Below are 15,035 nucleotides of genomic sequence, written 5' to 3'. Positions count from 1 at the left end.
ATGACGGTATTACGAATGGAACAGGTTAGTTTTACATATCCCGATGGAACAACTGCACTAAGAACCTTTGATCTATCCTTCGAAAAAGGAGAACGTGTCGCCATAATCGGTCAAAATGGAGCTGGGAAAACTACCGCTGTAAAGCTAATGAACGGGTTACTAAAACCTATCTCTGGGGATGTCTTTCTTGGAGATTGGAATACGAAAGACTTTACAACCGCCAAGTTATCGAAACGAGTCGGGTATGTGTTTCAAAATCCAGATGATCAGATTTTTCATAGTGATGTATATGCCGAGATAGCATTTGGTCCTCGAAATCTGGGGTGGAGCGATATAGAGATTAAGGAACACGTGGAATATGCGGCAAAGTTAACCGGAATGAAGGACGTCATGAAAGAAAACCCATATGACCTACCTTACTCAACACGAAAGTTTGTCACGTTAGCATCGGTCATCGCGATGGATCCAGATATCATCATCATGGACGAACCGACAGCTGGACAGGATATGATTGGTCTCCAACAAATCGGCTACTTGCTAGATGCATTGCAAGAGAAAGGAAAAACTGTCATTACGATCACACATGACATGGACTTTGTTGTCCGTCATTTTGAGCGAGTTATCGTCATGGCGCAAGGGGAAAAAATTGCCGATGGGATGCAGCGGGATATTTTCTGGAATCCAACGATTTTGGAAAAAAGCATGTTAAAGCCCCCTTTCTATGCAAGTCTGGGACAAGAGCTAGGACTAAAAGAACCAGTTCTAACGAAAGAAGAGCTTATGGAGCATATTCTTTTAGAGAAGAGGTGAGAAGATGAATATATTAGTTGTTGGTAGTATTAACATGGATCTCGTCTTATCTGTCGATCATATCGCTCGACCTGGTGAAACGATTCTAAGCAATGGATACGAACGTTTTTTTGGAGGGAAAGGTGCAAATCAAGCTGTCGCTGCTGCGCAGTTAGGAGCGAATGTGTCCTTTATCGGAGCGGTAGGGGAGGATGATTTTGGTTCAACAATCCTCGAGCATTTTCAACAGAAGGGTTTGAACACGGAAGGTATTAAACAAGCTGGACAAACTGGGACAGCGATGATTCAAGTGAGCAAGGATGGAGAGAATTCGATTGTACTTGTTCCAGGAGCGAATCATGCTTTAACTGTAGAAGATATCGCAAACCAGGAACAACTTTTTGAGGCGTGCGACCTACTGTTAGTGCAGCTAGAGGTTCCACTTCCAGTCATAGAAAAAGCAGTAGAGGTTGCCAATGCCAAAGGAAAAACGGTTGTGGTTAACCCGGCCCCAGCCCAAGTGTTAACACCTCAACTTTTACAAAACGTTGATTTTTTAACACCGAATGAACATGAACTTGCTTTATTAAGTGGACAAAAGATAGACTCGTTAGAGGGTGTAGTCATAGCTTCCCGTAGCATCCTTTCACAAGGAGTAAAACATGTCATCACAACTTTAGGTGGAAAAGGCTCTGTCCATGTAACATCCGATTCCTACGAAGTGGTCGAGAGTGAACAGTTACAGCCAGTAGATACAACTGGAGCGGGTGATGCGTATAATGCGGGTTTTGCAACTGGAATATTGAGCGGACTTTCCATTGCAGATGCTATGAAACTGGCTACAAAGGTATCCAGAATTGTAATTTTGAAAGAAGGTGCCCAGCCTCCTATCCCTGCAATGAAGGACATATAAGACCCGCCCAGACTTGAAGCCTGGGCGGGTTTCACATTCGTCTAAACATATCTATTAAATAAGCTAGTGCAGCTATTCCAAGGCATACAAAGGTTGCTGTCACTCCCATAAGTGGCATAACAAAGATCAGCCAAACAATAGAAATGGCAAAGCCAATTAGAAAAAGAAAAAAGTAAAATACGAACGCAGAGAGCTGTCTCATTCCTCTCATATTGAACACCTCTGCTTCAGCATATGCCTATAGTTGGCTAGGTGTTCCTTGGGGAAATAATCAGTTATAGTTGACAGGTACAAAGAAGGTATCGGGACCAGTCGGTTCTGAGCTTCCTCCACGGGGTTCGAGGCTTGCTTTTATCATTTGCAAGTTCCGTACGTTTTCTCCACGGTAAAGAATTTTTGCGGTTCCGTTTTGGACGAACAATATCTCACTCTCCAAATGGTTGTCTTGATCAAGCATCCATAACTGGTAATCCTTATCTGCTTGATCATGGATGCCACTCACTTCAATTAAAAGCTCATTGGTTTCCTTATTAACCCACACATTGCCATGCAAGTTTTCAAAGTCTTTTACTGGAATAATAGTTAACCGCTTCGTCTGTGGTTTAGTTACCATCTCTTGGTTTTTGATGGAGTCATTATGCATGACTTGGTAAGTTGGTTCCTTCGAATCGTAGATCGTAAATAAAATCATGATGAGACAAACCGCTGTTGCAAAGCCAGGGAACACCCAATATTTCTTTTTCTGCTTCATACTACCCTTCGTATTGGCAATACTTTGCTGGAGTCGCTGATACATCTGCGGAGATGGTTCATTCTCAACATGTTGGACGTCAAGTAAAAGATCCTTCCAATTCTCCAAATGGCTTTGGCAGGTGGGACATGTATCGAGATGCTCCTTTATTTGAGCTGTTTCTTCCATATCTAGATTTCCAAGCTGGTAATCTATGATTTTTTCTTCTGTGAGATGGGAATTAAAATTCACTCTTCTCTTCACCTCCACTAGACTTACTCCAGTTAAGGATCGTTTTCTGTTTTCGTAGATTGTTGAGACCATATCGGATAAAAGATTTAACCGAGCCTAATGGCTTATTCATAGAACGTGCTAATTCATGGTGAGTTTGACCTAAAAAATAGGAGGCATATATCGCATGCTGTTGTTCCTTCGGGAGAGCTTTCAATGCTTTTAGAAGGTGCTGTCTTTCTAACTGAGAAAAGACTAGCGCATCAGCAGGCTCCTCCTGGTGTGTAGCCACGTATTCTAATTTTTGAACGAGTAACGGCTTTTTCTTTCTTAATCGGTCAATGCTCCGGCTTTTGGTTTTAACCGCTAGCCATGCTCTCACACTACCTTTGGTAGGCTTGTATTCCCCAGTTTTTTGATACACTTCTAAAAAAACATCATGACAAATATCCTCTGCCTCTTCTTGGTTCCGAACGACTTGGTAGGCAATCCTGTAAACAAAGCTGCTATACATTTCGTAGAGGTTTTGGAACGCACTTTTGGAACCATGGGCGATTTCTCGCATGAGGCGGATATCTTCCTGGACACGATCCATTCTGATCCCTCCTAACACGCAGTTCCTAGTTAACTATCACAGATTTTACAAGTTTTTTTCCAGAAAAACAAATCCAAAATGGAAAGCTGCCCGTACAATGGGTGAACGTAAATAGTTTAATAAAATTATAGTTTAGGAGGATTGGGAAGATGTTGAAGAAGTTAGGCTTTATTGTACTTATCTTATTCACGGTTGGCAGTACACTTGGACTTCGACCAGTCCAAGCAGCAGGGGAGTTGACACTTTATACTCCTTTTACAGGATTATCTGTCACGCCAGGTGAAACGATTAGCTACAGTGTCGATGTGATGAATGATGGTTCGACGATTCAAAATGTAACGTTTGAGGTTGAAAATCTACCGGATGGGTGGACCCAGACGATTACATCAGATGGAAGAGACATTCAGCAATTATCTGTTCAACCTAACAGCTCACAGGGGCTAACGTTAGAGGTGACGGTACCTTTGAAGGTTGAAAAGGCGGACTATCAGTTCCAGCTTGTTGCAAATGGGAACGGAGGAACGAGTGCCGAATTACCTTTTGTCACAACGGTTTCGGAGGAAGGAACTTTTAAAACCGAGCTGACCTCAGAACAACCTAACATGGAAGGACATACGGATTCGACGTTTACTTACACGGCTACCTTGAAAAATAGAACAGCGGAAGAACAAAACTATTCCTTGAGTTCTGGTGCACCAGAAGGCTGGGGAGTACAGTTTAAAGCAGACAGTAAAAATGTGACGTCCGTAACGGTTGAACCTAATGGATCAAAGGAAATTACGGTTGAGGTCACGCCACCGAAAAACGCAAAGGCGGAAACGTATCAATTACCGATTAAAGCTGCAACAAGTAGTACATCTGCTGAAACAACTCTAGAAGCAGTGATCACAGGATCGTATGAATTGAAGCTTACAACTCCATCTGGAAAACTAAGTACGGATGTCACCGCAGGGGAAGATAAAACCGTGGACTTAGTCGTTGAAAATACGGGTACGGCAACTTTAACGAATGTCGATGTCTCGGCATCTGCTCCACCAAACTGGGAAACGGAGTTTGATACGAGCAAAATTGCCAAAATAGAACCGGGTCAAAAGGAGACGATTCAAGTAACTCTAAAGGCACCAGATGATGCAATCGCGGGAGATTATGTTACTACATTGACAGCAGAAGCCGATGAAGCGTCATCTGAAGCTACCTTTCGTGTTTCCGTAAAAACCTCCACATTATGGGGATTTGTAGGAGTAATCATCATCATTGCAGTTGCAGCTGGTATGTATTACTTGTTTAGAAAATATGGGAGGAGATAACTGTGGCTGAAGCAATTATTGAGCTTGAAGAAATTACGAAAAAATATGACGATCAGTTTGCGGTGGACCACTTATCTCTATCAATTCAGAAGGGAGAAATTTTCGGATTACTCGGGCCAAACGGGGCTGGTAAGTCTACGTCTATTTTGATGATGCTTGGACTGAGTGAACCAACTTCAGGGGCTGTAAAAGTATGTGGAATAAACTCAACACGGTATCCTCTTGATGTAAAAAGAAGAGTTGGGTATTTGCCAGACGACTTAGGGTTTTATCAACAGATGACCGGCTTGGAAAACCTTATGTTCACAGCAGCCTTAAACGGAATTCCAAAAAAACAAGGAAGAGAACGTGCTTTAGACTTGCTACAAAAAGTAGGTCTGGAACAAGCTGCTTGTAAAAAGGCTGGCAAATATTCGAGAGGGATGAAGCAACGCCTCGGTTTAGCCGACGTATTGATGAAGGACCCGGATGTTATTATTTTGGATGAGCCTACTCTTGGTATTGATCCGGAAGGGGTTCGTGAACTCTTGCAGCTTATTAAAAGATTGAATGCAGAAGAGAATATTACGGTTTTGCTTTCCTCTCACCAGCTCCACCAGGTTCAGCAAATCTGCGATCGTGTGGGAATTTTTGTAAATGGTCGCCTCCTAGCACAGGGTGACTTGGTAAGTCTAGCAGATCAGCTATTCTTTGAGGATACATTCGTCGTTCGGGTTCACGCGAATCCAATGGATGAAGCTCTTCTAGCTACTATAGAACAAGTGGACGGTGTAAATCGCATCGAGAAACTGGAAGGGAAAATAGATGTGTATTGTGACCATGATGTAACATCAGAACTAGCTAGAGCAGTCATCAACGAACAGGCAGATTTATACTATATTCACCGTAAAAACTATGGATTGGATGAGATTTATCATCGCTATTTCGAAGGGCGTGAGACACATGAACCTGCCTAACGTGGAAACGTTGAAAAGCAAATTTCGTCCAAAGGAAGAAAAAAATGTAGAACAAGAGCGATCTAAAAAGCAACTTAGACTTGCTTTCACTTCACTAGTGCGAAAAGAGTTTACTGATTATATTACAAGCTGGAGGATTATTATTCTTCTGCTTATTATTACGCTTACTTGTGTGGGATCGTTATACACAGCGGTTTCCACGATTAAAGATGCGATATCAGCGTCAGAAGATGCGAAGGAGATAGCAAAAGGGTCCTTCTTGTTTCTGAAACTATTTACGGTTTCCGATGGAACGCTACCTCCATTTATCACGTTTGTTACGTTTCTAGGCCCTTTGCTAGGCATAGCTCTAGGATTCGATGCCATTAATTCCGAAAGAAATAAAGGAACACTAAGTCGATTAATGGCTCAACCGATTCCGAGAGACTATGTGTTAAATGCTAAATTTACAGCCGCTTTATTGCTAAATACGGTATTGTTTTTTGCATTAGGCTTCTTGGTCATGGCATTCGGAATATTGATTATAGGCATTCCGCCAACTTTTGAGGAGTTTGCTAGAGTTATTTGTTTCCTCCTGTTATGTGTCGCGTATATCGCTTTTTGGTTAAATCTGGGCATCCTGTTTTCCGTTCGATTCCGACAAGCCGCAACATCCGCTTTATCAGGAATTGCAGTTTGGATCTTTTTTAGTATGTTTTACAACATGATTATCAAACTAATTTCCAAGTCGATGCTAAATCCAGAAAATCCTACGAGCCAAGCGGATGTGATCGAGAAACAAGGAACGATATTGAACTTGATGAGACTTTCTCCGAACTATTTGTTTAGTGAGTCGACTACGACAATGCTATCCCCATCTGTTCGAAGTCTCGGACCACTAACAATGGAACAAACGGCAGGAGCAGTTGCGGGGCCACTTCCCTTAGGTCAAAGCCTATTATTAATTTGGCCACAACTCACCGGACTCATCGCTGCGACGATGATTTGTTTTGCCATTTCTTATGTACTGTTTATGAAACAAGAGATTCGATCGAATTAAGAGCATCCCTTTGGGGTGTTCTTTTTTGTGGGAATGAAAGTATCGATGAAATATAAAAAAGATACCTTTTCTAAACAGAGGGGTATTTCGTTTCGCCCATCTTTTTTCTCATAATAAGGATTAGAGGCGGGAAGAAATACTTCATTCAATAGGAAGGGAGAAGAGTAATTGAATAAAATTAAAGCGCTTTCCATTAGTTTATGTTTATCATTGGTTGTTTTTGTTGGTGTTTCGCTGTTGATGACTAAACCGGTATCTGCAGAAGAGAAGTTAGAGATCTCTGATTTTCCTGTGTTTCAATATGAAAAAGTCATTATTGATCCAGAGAAGATGGACTATAATCCAACTGGGGAATTTGATTTTCCTACCATCATCCACGCAGAAAAATACTTCGAAAATCCTCTTGGAAAATACTACATGTATTATGGACCTCATGATGCCCCAGGTGGGATTAGTATGGCTTATGCAGATTCCATAGAAGGGCCATGGACAGAGTACGAACATAATCCAATCGTAAGTCGAGAATGGGAACCACATTATTCTGTTTCTCATGTTGCCTCCGCTCATCCAATATGGGTAGAGGAGGAGCAGAAGTTATTTCTTTATTTCCATGGTGAGAATAGTAAAACAAGACTTGCTACTTCGGAGGATGGTATCCATTTTGAGTACGAAAAGATTGTAGTGGATACGTCCGATTTTGATGACATTAGTGAGGCATCTTATGCACGAGTCTTTGAATATACGATCCCATCTAAACAAAATAAATATGTCATGTTGCTAATGGGGAACAACCATGGAACAAGAAGGATTTATATGGCTTGGTCTGATGATGGACGGAATTGGGAAACACAGCGAACGCCATTTATTTCACCGATAAACAAAGATGAGATAGACCATAAAGGAAATCTTTCAGGGGCCTACTACTTTCCATGGAAAGGGAAACACTATGTGACGGTTCATGCTAGTTCAGGTAATCAGTATGTAGTGGAAGTGGGAGAGAATTTTGATCAAGAAATTCATCGTGGTGCCTATTACACAGCATCTGATTATTTTCCGGAAAACGGACGTGCTGCATCAAGGGCGTATATCCAAGAAGGCGATACAATCTATATGGTTTACGAGGTAGGACAACGAGGAAGTACGAAAATCGCCTTAGCAAAATCAGTACCGGAAGAGGAGCAAGATGACTTGGGCTTTGTGGGTATTCGAGTTGATCAACATGTTTTGCAGGCGGGAGAAACAATTCCTTTGCATATAGAAGCTGAAACAAAAGCTGGTGATCCAATGGATATTTCCTCTGCCCAAATCGATTTTGTTTCCTCGGATGTTGAAGTAGCCGAGGTTAGAAACGGAGATATATATGGGCTTAAAGAAGGTACAGTTGATCTAAAAGCACGAGTTACTTTAGAGGGTACCATTGTTGAATCTAATTCCGTTACGATACAAGTGATTCCAGAAGGTACCTATTGGAATCTGTTAGATGAGGATTTTTCGGACTATGAAAAGGGGTGGACTATTTCTAAAGGCACTGATACGACCGGGTTCGTCAGGCAAGAAGATGGATATGTTCACCTTTTGGAAAATAGTACGAATGGAAGAGGAACCTATCATTATTTAGTAAAAAAAGATATAGAGTTCCCAACAGATGCATTTACGTTCGAGTTTGATGCAAGAGTGAATGGATCGAGTAACGGCAATGAAGTGTCTATCCGGGTAAATAATAAACTATATTCGATTTTCTTAACTCATGATGGGGAAGTGGGTACAGTTCAAGATAGGTTGATGTCAGCTAACCACTCCATATCAATGGATACATCTCAATTTCATACCTATAGAGTGGTTGCAACAACGGAATCATCCTACGACCTCTATGTGGATGGAAAATTTGTATGGTCTGCAACGGCAAAATCAGAAAATAGTTCTAATCTCATAAAAATCGGTTCAGATAGCCCTGCTAGTGCTAATATGTATATCAAGTCTCTAAAAATAGGGGACGGTATCCATCGACCAGAGAAGACAGCTTCCTTGGAAAGGGTAGAAGTAACTTCTGAATTTACTGGTATCTCACTAGGAGATGTGTTTCAAACAGATATACATGCCTTTCTTAACGATGAAACAGAACTTCCAATTGAGGAGGCAACAGTAAAATACGGTACGTCTCATCCAAATATCGTTACCATAGATAGGGATGGAATAGTAAAGATTGATGAACCTGTAGGTGAAGTAAGGTCATTTGAGATATGGGCGGAGGTTGATTTTAAGGGAAAGGTTGTTACATCTAATTCCTTGGATATTCGTATTACTCCTGATTACAGATTAATTCAACAAACGCTTCTATATTTTTATAAGGAAGAAGAGATCAAGCACCCAATGTATAAGCAGCTCATGAACAGTCTTCAACAAGCAATGAACCACAATAATAAAGGTAAGACTGAACAGGAAATAAACCATCTAAGTAGATTTTTAGAGCAGCTTCATCATCCATCTAAGCAAAAATTGCTGTCTAGTAAAGCGAAATCATTATTAGAACAGGATATAAATAGTCTACTAAAAAGAGAACAAGAATAATGGATAAAATTGCAAAGGTCCTTTATGACATTTCATAAGGGATCTTTGTATAGGGTTTTTAATGTAAGCGGATTCATAAAAGATTTATAATAGATACAAACATATCTTGGGAGCTGTGCCTATGTCTTTAAAATATAAAATGATTATCCTTTTTTTATTAGTTATTCTTATTCCTTTAAATCTATTAGGTATGATTACTTATGTACAGTACTCCCATACTCTCAAGAATCAAACATACAACTACTCCACTCAAATTATTAATCAAATCAATCAAAATATAGATCAATATGTCAATGAGCTTCATCGTATGACCTTACTGCCTCTCTATGATCAGGAAGTATTAGATATATTAAAAAGACATAAATCAGACGAGACCTATTATTACCCTTATAATAGTGAAATTGAAAAAATGAACTCTTTTATCTCAACCCTCAAATACAAAAGGCAAGAGATAAAGGGTATTCAAATTTTGACGAATAACCATAGTATCTTTAGTAACTTAGGCTCATCTCGACTCCAGCCCCGTTCTTTTAACTTAGAGGAAGAAAGCTGGTACAAAGAAGTGAAACGGGCGGATGGTGAATCTATTATTATTGCTGCACACGCGCCTTCTTATTACATTGCTTCCAATGAAAAGGTCTTTTCTGTGGCAAAGGTATTAAGAGATTTAACGACACATGAGCATATAGGAATTATAAAAATTGACATACATCTGGAATACTTGCAATCTCTTATGGAAGAAACACACTTCTCCGATGATGCGATGACCATTATACTCGATAAACAAGGAAATTTAATCTATCAGCAAATCGGTGACGTATATCAGCATCATCCAAACAACCGGGCGGTTATAAATGAAGAGGCGAACTTAGATTTGATAAGGGAAGCAACGAATAATCTCTTAAATAAAATTGAGAACAGTGATGACAAGACAATTTCTTACAATGGAATAAATTATTTACCCATTACGGAAAATCCTTCCCATTCAGACATCCAATCCGTAGTGTTAATTCCGGAAGAAGAAATGTTAGAGGAATCTAAGAACCTCCGTATCTTTTCTATTATTCTTATTTTCATTTTTGTCGTCATCACCGTTATTCTTGCTCTTTTGGTAACGAGAAAAATTACTTCTCCAATTTATGATTTGAGAAATAAAATGGTCTTGGCAGAAGAAGGGAACTTTAATCAACAGGTAGCCGTTCATTCCAATGATGAGATTGGAGAGCTTTCGCAAGGATTCAACCGGATGATGGAACAAATTAATCAACTAGTAAAGCAAGTGTATCAAACAGAATTAAGAGAAAAGGATGCGGAAATCAAGGCGTTGCAGAGCCAAATAAATCCACATTTTATCTATAACACACTTGAATCTATTAATATGATGGCGATTACCCATGGTAAATATGAAATATCCGATATGGTTTCCTCGCTTGGAAAATTAATTAGATATACGGTAAGCCAAAAGGAAAGCGTTATTGATGTAAGTGAGGAATTAGAGTTTGTCCAATCCTACTTAAATATTCAGCAACTACGTTATGAGGATCGTTTAGAAGTCGAAGTCCATATACCGAGTCATTTATGGAAGGCAAAAATACCAAAGCTCACCCTTCAACCTATCTTAGAAAATGCTATTGTACATGGACTAGATAATGGAAATACGTCCGGAAAGATCTCGATAGATGGTTGGGTGGAAAATCAAATCTTTTATATTAGAGTCAGCGATAATGGCGAAGGAATGTCTAAGGAACAGCAGCAACAGCTTATGAACAAGCTAAATGCTATAGAAGTAGAAGAAGGGATAGGAATGAATAAGCACTCTGGTGTGGCTTTAAAGAATGTTCATGAAAGGATAAAACTCTTATTCGGAAAAAAGTTCGGGCTCCATATTGATAGTAACATAGAGCAAGGAACAGATGTATTTATTGCGTTACCTTATAAAAAACGGGGGGAGTAATATGTTTAAAGTATTGGTTGCGGAGGATGAGAAGATTATTCGGCAAGGATTACAAGCGCTGATTACGAATCTTACTAATGACTTTGCAATATCGGGGGAAGCAGAGGATGGGGAGCGAGCACTTGAGTTACTACGTCATAATCCCCCTGATGTTTTGTTGACAGATATACGCATGCCCAAAATGGATGGATTATCCCTAATCGAGAAGGCGAAAGAAATAAATCCTTCTCTTAGCATCATCATTATTAGTGGCTACGACGATTTTGAATATGCCAAGATAGGATTAAAGCATGGGGTGCATGATTATTTATTAAAACCGATTAATCGTCGGGAGTTTGTAAAAGCGATGGAATCCGTTCATCAGAAATTAAAGGGAAGAGATGGTCTTACATCAGGTACAAGTGAACAAAGCCCAAGTATGAATAAGATTAGTAGATATATGTGGCAAAACATGGACCGGGATTTGTCTTTGTCCACTATATCGAACCTCGTTCACTTACATCCAGGCTATTTTAGTCAATGGTTCAAAAAAGAAACCGGAATTAATTTCTCAGAATATCTTACGGATCTAAGAATAAAAAAAGCAAAGCAATTATTATTAGAAACGGAATTGAAAGTGTATGAGGTTGCCGAATTGGTTGGATATCAAAGCGAAAAGCATTTTTTAAAAACATTTAAAAAGAGGACAGAAAAAACACCTTCCGAGTACAGACATAAGAGAAACGTATCTACAAACTGAAAAAAAGATACTAAATCTAAATATTCCCCCATTTTGAGGATTTTCCTACTTATCTATAATGAACCTATCAAAAGAATGAAGGAGGAAATCTATTGAAGAAATTTGTCCTTTTTTTAATCATTGGTTTGTTAGCGCTTTCAGCTTGTAGTTCAAATGAAACGGCCGATTCGGAAGAAAACGAAAAAGTTGAGATTTCATTCTCCATGTGGGGGAATGATGATCACATTGCGATGTACGAAAAATTGTTAGAGGAAGAGTTTTATCCTTCTCATCCAAACATCAAAGTTAATATTGAAACAACTCCCTTTGCCGATTATCAACAAAACATAACGGTTTTAGCAGCAGGTAAAGAACTAGCTGATATTGGTTGGGCTGCAGAAAGAATGGTTCCTCAATTTATTGATAACGGTATTTTGAAGGATCTGTCTGCATTAAAAGAGGATAGTGATTTTGCTTTTGAAGACATAATTCCAGGAACATTAAGTCAATATGAAGCGGATGGAGACCTTTACGGTATCCCGTTCTCTACACCCCCACATATTGTGTTTTATAACAAGGAGTTGTTTGAAAAACATGGACTGGAAACTCCAGTAGAACTGGAGAAAAAAGGGGAATGGACGTGGGAGACTTTTGAAGAGGCTGCAAAAGTGATTGCACAAGATGAAGGAGTGTATGGGGCAAATATGTTCCGGGAGTGGAACTATTGGCAAAATCTCCTTCCTCACACTTGGTCTTATGGTGGAGGCATGTTTAGTGAGGACATGAAAGAATTTGCATGGAACTCTGAAGCTGGAGAAAAAACATTTGGTATGCTAGAACGAATGATGTTTGAAGATGAGTCACATCCAAAAGCTGGGGATCAGGTCGCTTTTGAAGCAGGCAATGTAGGAATGTTCTTCGATGTCTATAGCTACATTTCTACAGCTAGAAGTATTGAAGATTTTACATGGGACATTGCACCTATCCCGTCAGGACCTGAAGGTAAATTTCCTCTAATGGGGCAAGCAGGTTACGTCATGTTTGAGGGTACGGAGCATCCAGAGGAAGCAATGGAAGTGATTAAATTTTTTGCAAGTAAAGAAGGAATGACCACAACTTCCACTTTCTTTGCACCACCTCGAAATTCTGTTTTGCAATCTGACGAGTTTATTAATCAAGAAGGAAATCCTTCTCGTGAAAGCATGGAGTTAGCTATTTTAAATCCAACAGAAAATGCTAGGGTACTTCCTATTCACAAAGAATGGAATGAGATTGATAAAGAGGTTCTGCTAGGGTTGGATCAACTGTTTGGTCAGACTGCCACTCCAAGTGAACTTCTAGATGGAATGAAAGAACGTATCGATAAACATCTTTCAGACTCTGAATAAAAAAATCATCACCCTACCTTTTCTAAGGTAGGGTGAAACATTACCGGATCGGTTTATTAAATGTCAAAAGAGGTGGGAAATTGGGTACAATCCAACCAAGTTACAAGAAAGTTCATACCACTCAAGCATTGAAAAAAAGAAAAAGGTTTTTGCCCTCGGCAGACACACTTTCCGGATGGTTATTTATAAGTCCAATGTTTCTTGGTTTTACTATCTTTATGTTTGGTCCTATCGTGTTTTCACTTTATATGAGTTTTACCGATTGGCCATTACTCGGAAGTGCTGAGTTTATTGGAATAGATAATTATAAGGCCGTTGTACAAGATCCAGAATTTGAGACGGTTTTAAAAAACACCTTCATCTTTACAGGTGGTTTAGTGCCATTAAATATTTGTCTAGCTTTAGGATTAGCTCTGCTTTTAAAGGATAAGTTGCCTGGAATCGGATTCTTTAGAACAGCAATTTTTGTTCCAGTTGTTACATCACTTGTCGTATGGGCTATCGTTTGGAAATATATGTTTGCAACAGATTATGGATTTATCAACCAAATCCTAGGATTATTCGGAATGGAAGCCAGGGCTTGGCTGTATGATACAGATTTAGCTATGCCAGTCGTAATTTTTATTAGTGTCTTAAAGAATGTAGGGTTAAATATGATTTTGTTCCTAGCGGGATTGCAATTAGTTCCTAAAGGATTGTATGAGGCCGCAAAAATTGATGGGGCGAATCGGTTTAGGCAGTTTTTTAACGTCACGCTACCAATTATTACACCGACCATTTTTCTTACAACGATTATTACCATCATCGGTGCTATGAAAATTTTTGCCCAAATTTATGTGATGACACGAGGCGGTCCAGAGAATAGCACGAAGGTTCTTGTCTATTACATTTGGGAGAAAGCCTTCCAATCCTTCGAAATGGGCTATGCGTCGGCCCTAGCGTTTATACTGTTTTTTATCATTTTAATATTCACGCTCATTCAATGGCAGTTACGAAAAAGGTGGGTGTACAATGAAGACTAATATTGGCTTTACTTCGTTTAAATATATCATGCTCATCACTATCTCTGTCGTGATGCTCATGCCTTTTGTATGGATGTTATCTACTTCCTTAAAGGATCCAACACAGATATTTGTATTTCCACCTGAGTTCCTACCTTGGCCGATAAACGTTAGTAATTACGTTGAAGTATTAGTTGATTCTTTTTTCTTAAGGCAACTATTTAATAGTATTTATATTGGAGCTGCGGTTACCGTTGGAACGTTATTGTTAGGGTCTATGGCTGGGTATGCATTTGCTAGAATTCCATTTCGAGGGAGTAGCCTTATTTTCCTTTTGTTTCTAAGTGTCATGATGATTCCGGCAGAAGTTACAATTATTCCTTTATTTTTGCTTATGCGAGACTTAGGCTTCATCGACACACATGTTCCATTGATCATCTTACCGATATTCGGTGCAGGAGGAGCCTTCGCTATCTTCGTGATGCGACAGTTTTTTAAACAAATACCGAAAGAATTGGAAGAAGCGGCTCGAATGGATGGTTGTTCTCGATGGAGAATATTTTGGACGATTATGTTGCCATTATCCAAGCCTGCATTAGCAACAGTAACTATATTTACTTTCCTACAAAATTGGGATGAGTTTTTACAGCCCCTTATTTTTATTAAATCTCGTGAATTAATGACAATCCCAGTAGGATTATCTTTATTCACGGATGAAGCAGGAACGGCTTGGCATTTATTGATGAGTGCCTCTGTTTTAGCCACATTGCCTGTTTTAATTGTATTTTTCTTTGCTCAGCAACAATTTATAGAAAGTCTGGCCATGAGCGGGTCAAAAGAATAAGA

General features: G+C 39.5%; 14 protein-coding genes. 11 read left to right on the top strand and 3 right to left on the bottom strand.

The genetic code is table 11. The annotated features are described in order from the left end of the window. Nucleotides 1-810: an energy-coupling factor ABC transporter ATP-binding protein gene (locus tag KO561_RS16090; RefSeq protein ID WP_231094284.1), complete on the top strand. Its 810-nt coding sequence runs from the start codon at nucleotides 1-3 to the stop codon at nucleotides 808-810. A gap of 4 nt (nucleotides 811-814) precedes the next feature. Beyond that, nucleotides 815-1,702, top strand: a complete 888-nt coding sequence (gene rbsK / locus KO561_RS16085) for a ribokinase (RefSeq protein ID WP_231094283.1) — start codon at nucleotides 815-817, stop codon at nucleotides 1,700-1,702. 31 nt (nucleotides 1,703-1,733) lie between these two features. Here the strand turns inward: rbsK and KO561_RS16080 are convergent, their stop codons facing one another. From KO561_RS16080 to KO561_RS16070, 3 genes are read right to left on the bottom strand one after another with little or no spacing between them, the layout of a single operon-like run. Beyond that, complete coding sequence (locus tag KO561_RS16080) at nucleotides 1,734-1,913, bottom strand: hypothetical protein (protein ID WP_231094282.1); 180 nt, start codon at nucleotides 1,911-1,913, stop codon at nucleotides 1,734-1,736. Between the two features lie 60 nt (nucleotides 1,914-1,973). After that, nucleotides 1,974-2,684 carry an anti-sigma factor domain-containing protein gene (locus tag KO561_RS16075; RefSeq protein WP_231094281.1) on the bottom strand — a complete coding sequence of 237 codons (711 nt, stop codon included), beginning with the start codon at nucleotides 2,682-2,684 and terminating at the stop codon, nucleotides 1,974-1,976. Next, the gene (locus tag KO561_RS16070; RefSeq protein WP_231094280.1) at nucleotides 2,674-3,258 is read right to left on the bottom strand and encodes an RNA polymerase sigma factor; all 585 of its coding nucleotides are present in this window, start codon (nucleotides 3,256-3,258) and stop codon (nucleotides 2,674-2,676) included. The genes KO561_RS16075 and KO561_RS16070 overlap by 11 nt, the downstream gene beginning before the upstream one ends. Before the next feature lie 149 nt (nucleotides 3,259-3,407). On the opposite strand from KO561_RS16070, the gene KO561_RS16065 reads away from it, so the two are divergent. From KO561_RS16065 to KO561_RS16025, 9 genes are all read left to right on the top strand, one after another. Then, on the top strand, nucleotides 3,408-4,565 hold the full coding sequence (locus tag KO561_RS16065) for a COG1470 family protein (protein ID WP_231094279.1): 1,158 nt from the start codon (nucleotides 3,408-3,410) through the stop codon (nucleotides 4,563-4,565). Nucleotides 4,566-4,567: 2 nt separating this feature from the next. Then, nucleotides 4,568-5,521, top strand: a complete 954-nt coding sequence (locus KO561_RS16060) for an ABC transporter ATP-binding protein (RefSeq protein WP_231094278.1) — start codon at nucleotides 4,568-4,570, stop codon at nucleotides 5,519-5,521. Beyond that, nucleotides 5,508-6,560, top strand: coding sequence for an ABC transporter permease subunit (locus KO561_RS16055; RefSeq protein ID WP_231094277.1), 1,053 nt, complete (start codon nucleotides 5,508-5,510; stop codon nucleotides 6,558-6,560). Before KO561_RS16060 ends, KO561_RS16055 begins: the two co-directional genes overlap by 14 nt. A 168-nt stretch (nucleotides 6,561-6,728) precedes the next feature. Further along, complete coding sequence (locus KO561_RS16050) at nucleotides 6,729-9,128, top strand: FIMAH domain-containing protein (RefSeq protein ID WP_231094276.1); 2,400 nt, start codon at nucleotides 6,729-6,731, stop codon at nucleotides 9,126-9,128. Nucleotides 9,129-9,249: 121 nt separating this feature from the next. Next, nucleotides 9,250-11,082, top strand: a complete 1,833-nt coding sequence (locus tag KO561_RS16045; protein WP_231094275.1) for a sensor histidine kinase — start codon at nucleotides 9,250-9,252, stop codon at nucleotides 11,080-11,082. Nucleotide 11,083: 1 nt separating this feature from the next. Continuing rightward, nucleotides 11,084-11,821, top strand: a complete 738-nt coding sequence (locus KO561_RS16040; protein WP_231094274.1) for a response regulator transcription factor — start codon at nucleotides 11,084-11,086, stop codon at nucleotides 11,819-11,821. A gap of 92 nt (nucleotides 11,822-11,913) precedes the next feature. Further along, the gene (locus KO561_RS16035) at nucleotides 11,914-13,188 is read left to right on the top strand and encodes an ABC transporter substrate-binding protein (protein WP_231094273.1); all 1,275 of its coding nucleotides are present in this window, start codon (nucleotides 11,914-11,916) and stop codon (nucleotides 13,186-13,188) included. Nucleotides 13,189-13,382: 194 nt separating this feature from the next. Beyond that, the gene (locus KO561_RS16030; protein ID WP_231097203.1) at nucleotides 13,383-14,210 is read left to right on the top strand and encodes a carbohydrate ABC transporter permease; all 828 of its coding nucleotides are present in this window, start codon (nucleotides 13,383-13,385) and stop codon (nucleotides 14,208-14,210) included. Next, nucleotides 14,200-15,033, top strand: a complete 834-nt coding sequence (locus KO561_RS16025; protein ID WP_231094272.1) for a carbohydrate ABC transporter permease — start codon at nucleotides 14,200-14,202, stop codon at nucleotides 15,031-15,033. Before KO561_RS16030 ends, KO561_RS16025 begins: the two co-directional genes overlap by 11 nt. Nucleotides 15,034-15,035 lie beyond the last annotated feature (2 nt).

Source organism: Radiobacillus kanasensis (assembly GCF_021049245.1).
GTDB classification, from domain to species: Bacteria; Bacillota; Bacilli; order Bacillales; family Amphibacillaceae; genus Radiobacillus; species Radiobacillus kanasensis.
The sequence above is the reverse complement of the archived record's forward strand: the minus strand, read 5'-3'. Positions and strand labels throughout refer to the sequence as shown.

What these genes read in the sequence shown, in the direction of transcription:
- KO561_RS16070 (WP_231094280.1), bottom strand. Translation starts at nt 3,258, where the DNA reads ATGGATCGTGTCCAGGAAGATATCCGCCTCATGCGAGAAATCGCCCAT.
- KO561_RS16045 (WP_231094275.1), top strand. Translation starts at nt 9,250, where the DNA reads ATGTCTTTAAAATATAAAATGATTATCCTTTTTTTATTAGTTATTCTT.
- KO561_RS16025 (WP_231094272.1), top strand. Translation starts at nt 14,200, where the DNA reads ATGAAGACTAATATTGGCTTTACTTCGTTTAAATATATCATGCTCATC.
- rbsK (WP_231094283.1), top strand. Translation starts at nt 815, where the DNA reads ATGAATATATTAGTTGTTGGTAGTATTAACATGGATCTCGTCTTATCT.
- KO561_RS16030 (WP_231097203.1), top strand. Translation starts at nt 13,383, where the DNA reads ATGTTTCTTGGTTTTACTATCTTTATGTTTGGTCCTATCGTGTTTTCA.
- KO561_RS16090 (WP_231094284.1), top strand. Translation starts at nt 1, where the DNA reads ATGACGGTATTACGAATGGAACAGGTTAGTTTTACATATCCCGATGGA.
- KO561_RS16040 (WP_231094274.1), top strand. Translation starts at nt 11,084, where the DNA reads ATGTTTAAAGTATTGGTTGCGGAGGATGAGAAGATTATTCGGCAAGGA.
- KO561_RS16080 (WP_231094282.1), bottom strand. Translation starts at nt 1,913, where the DNA reads ATGAGAGGAATGAGACAGCTCTCTGCGTTCGTATTTTACTTTTTTCTT.
- KO561_RS16055 (WP_231094277.1), top strand. Translation starts at nt 5,508, where the DNA reads ATGAACCTGCCTAACGTGGAAACGTTGAAAAGCAAATTTCGTCCAAAG.
- KO561_RS16065 (WP_231094279.1), top strand. Translation starts at nt 3,408, where the DNA reads ATGTTGAAGAAGTTAGGCTTTATTGTACTTATCTTATTCACGGTTGGC.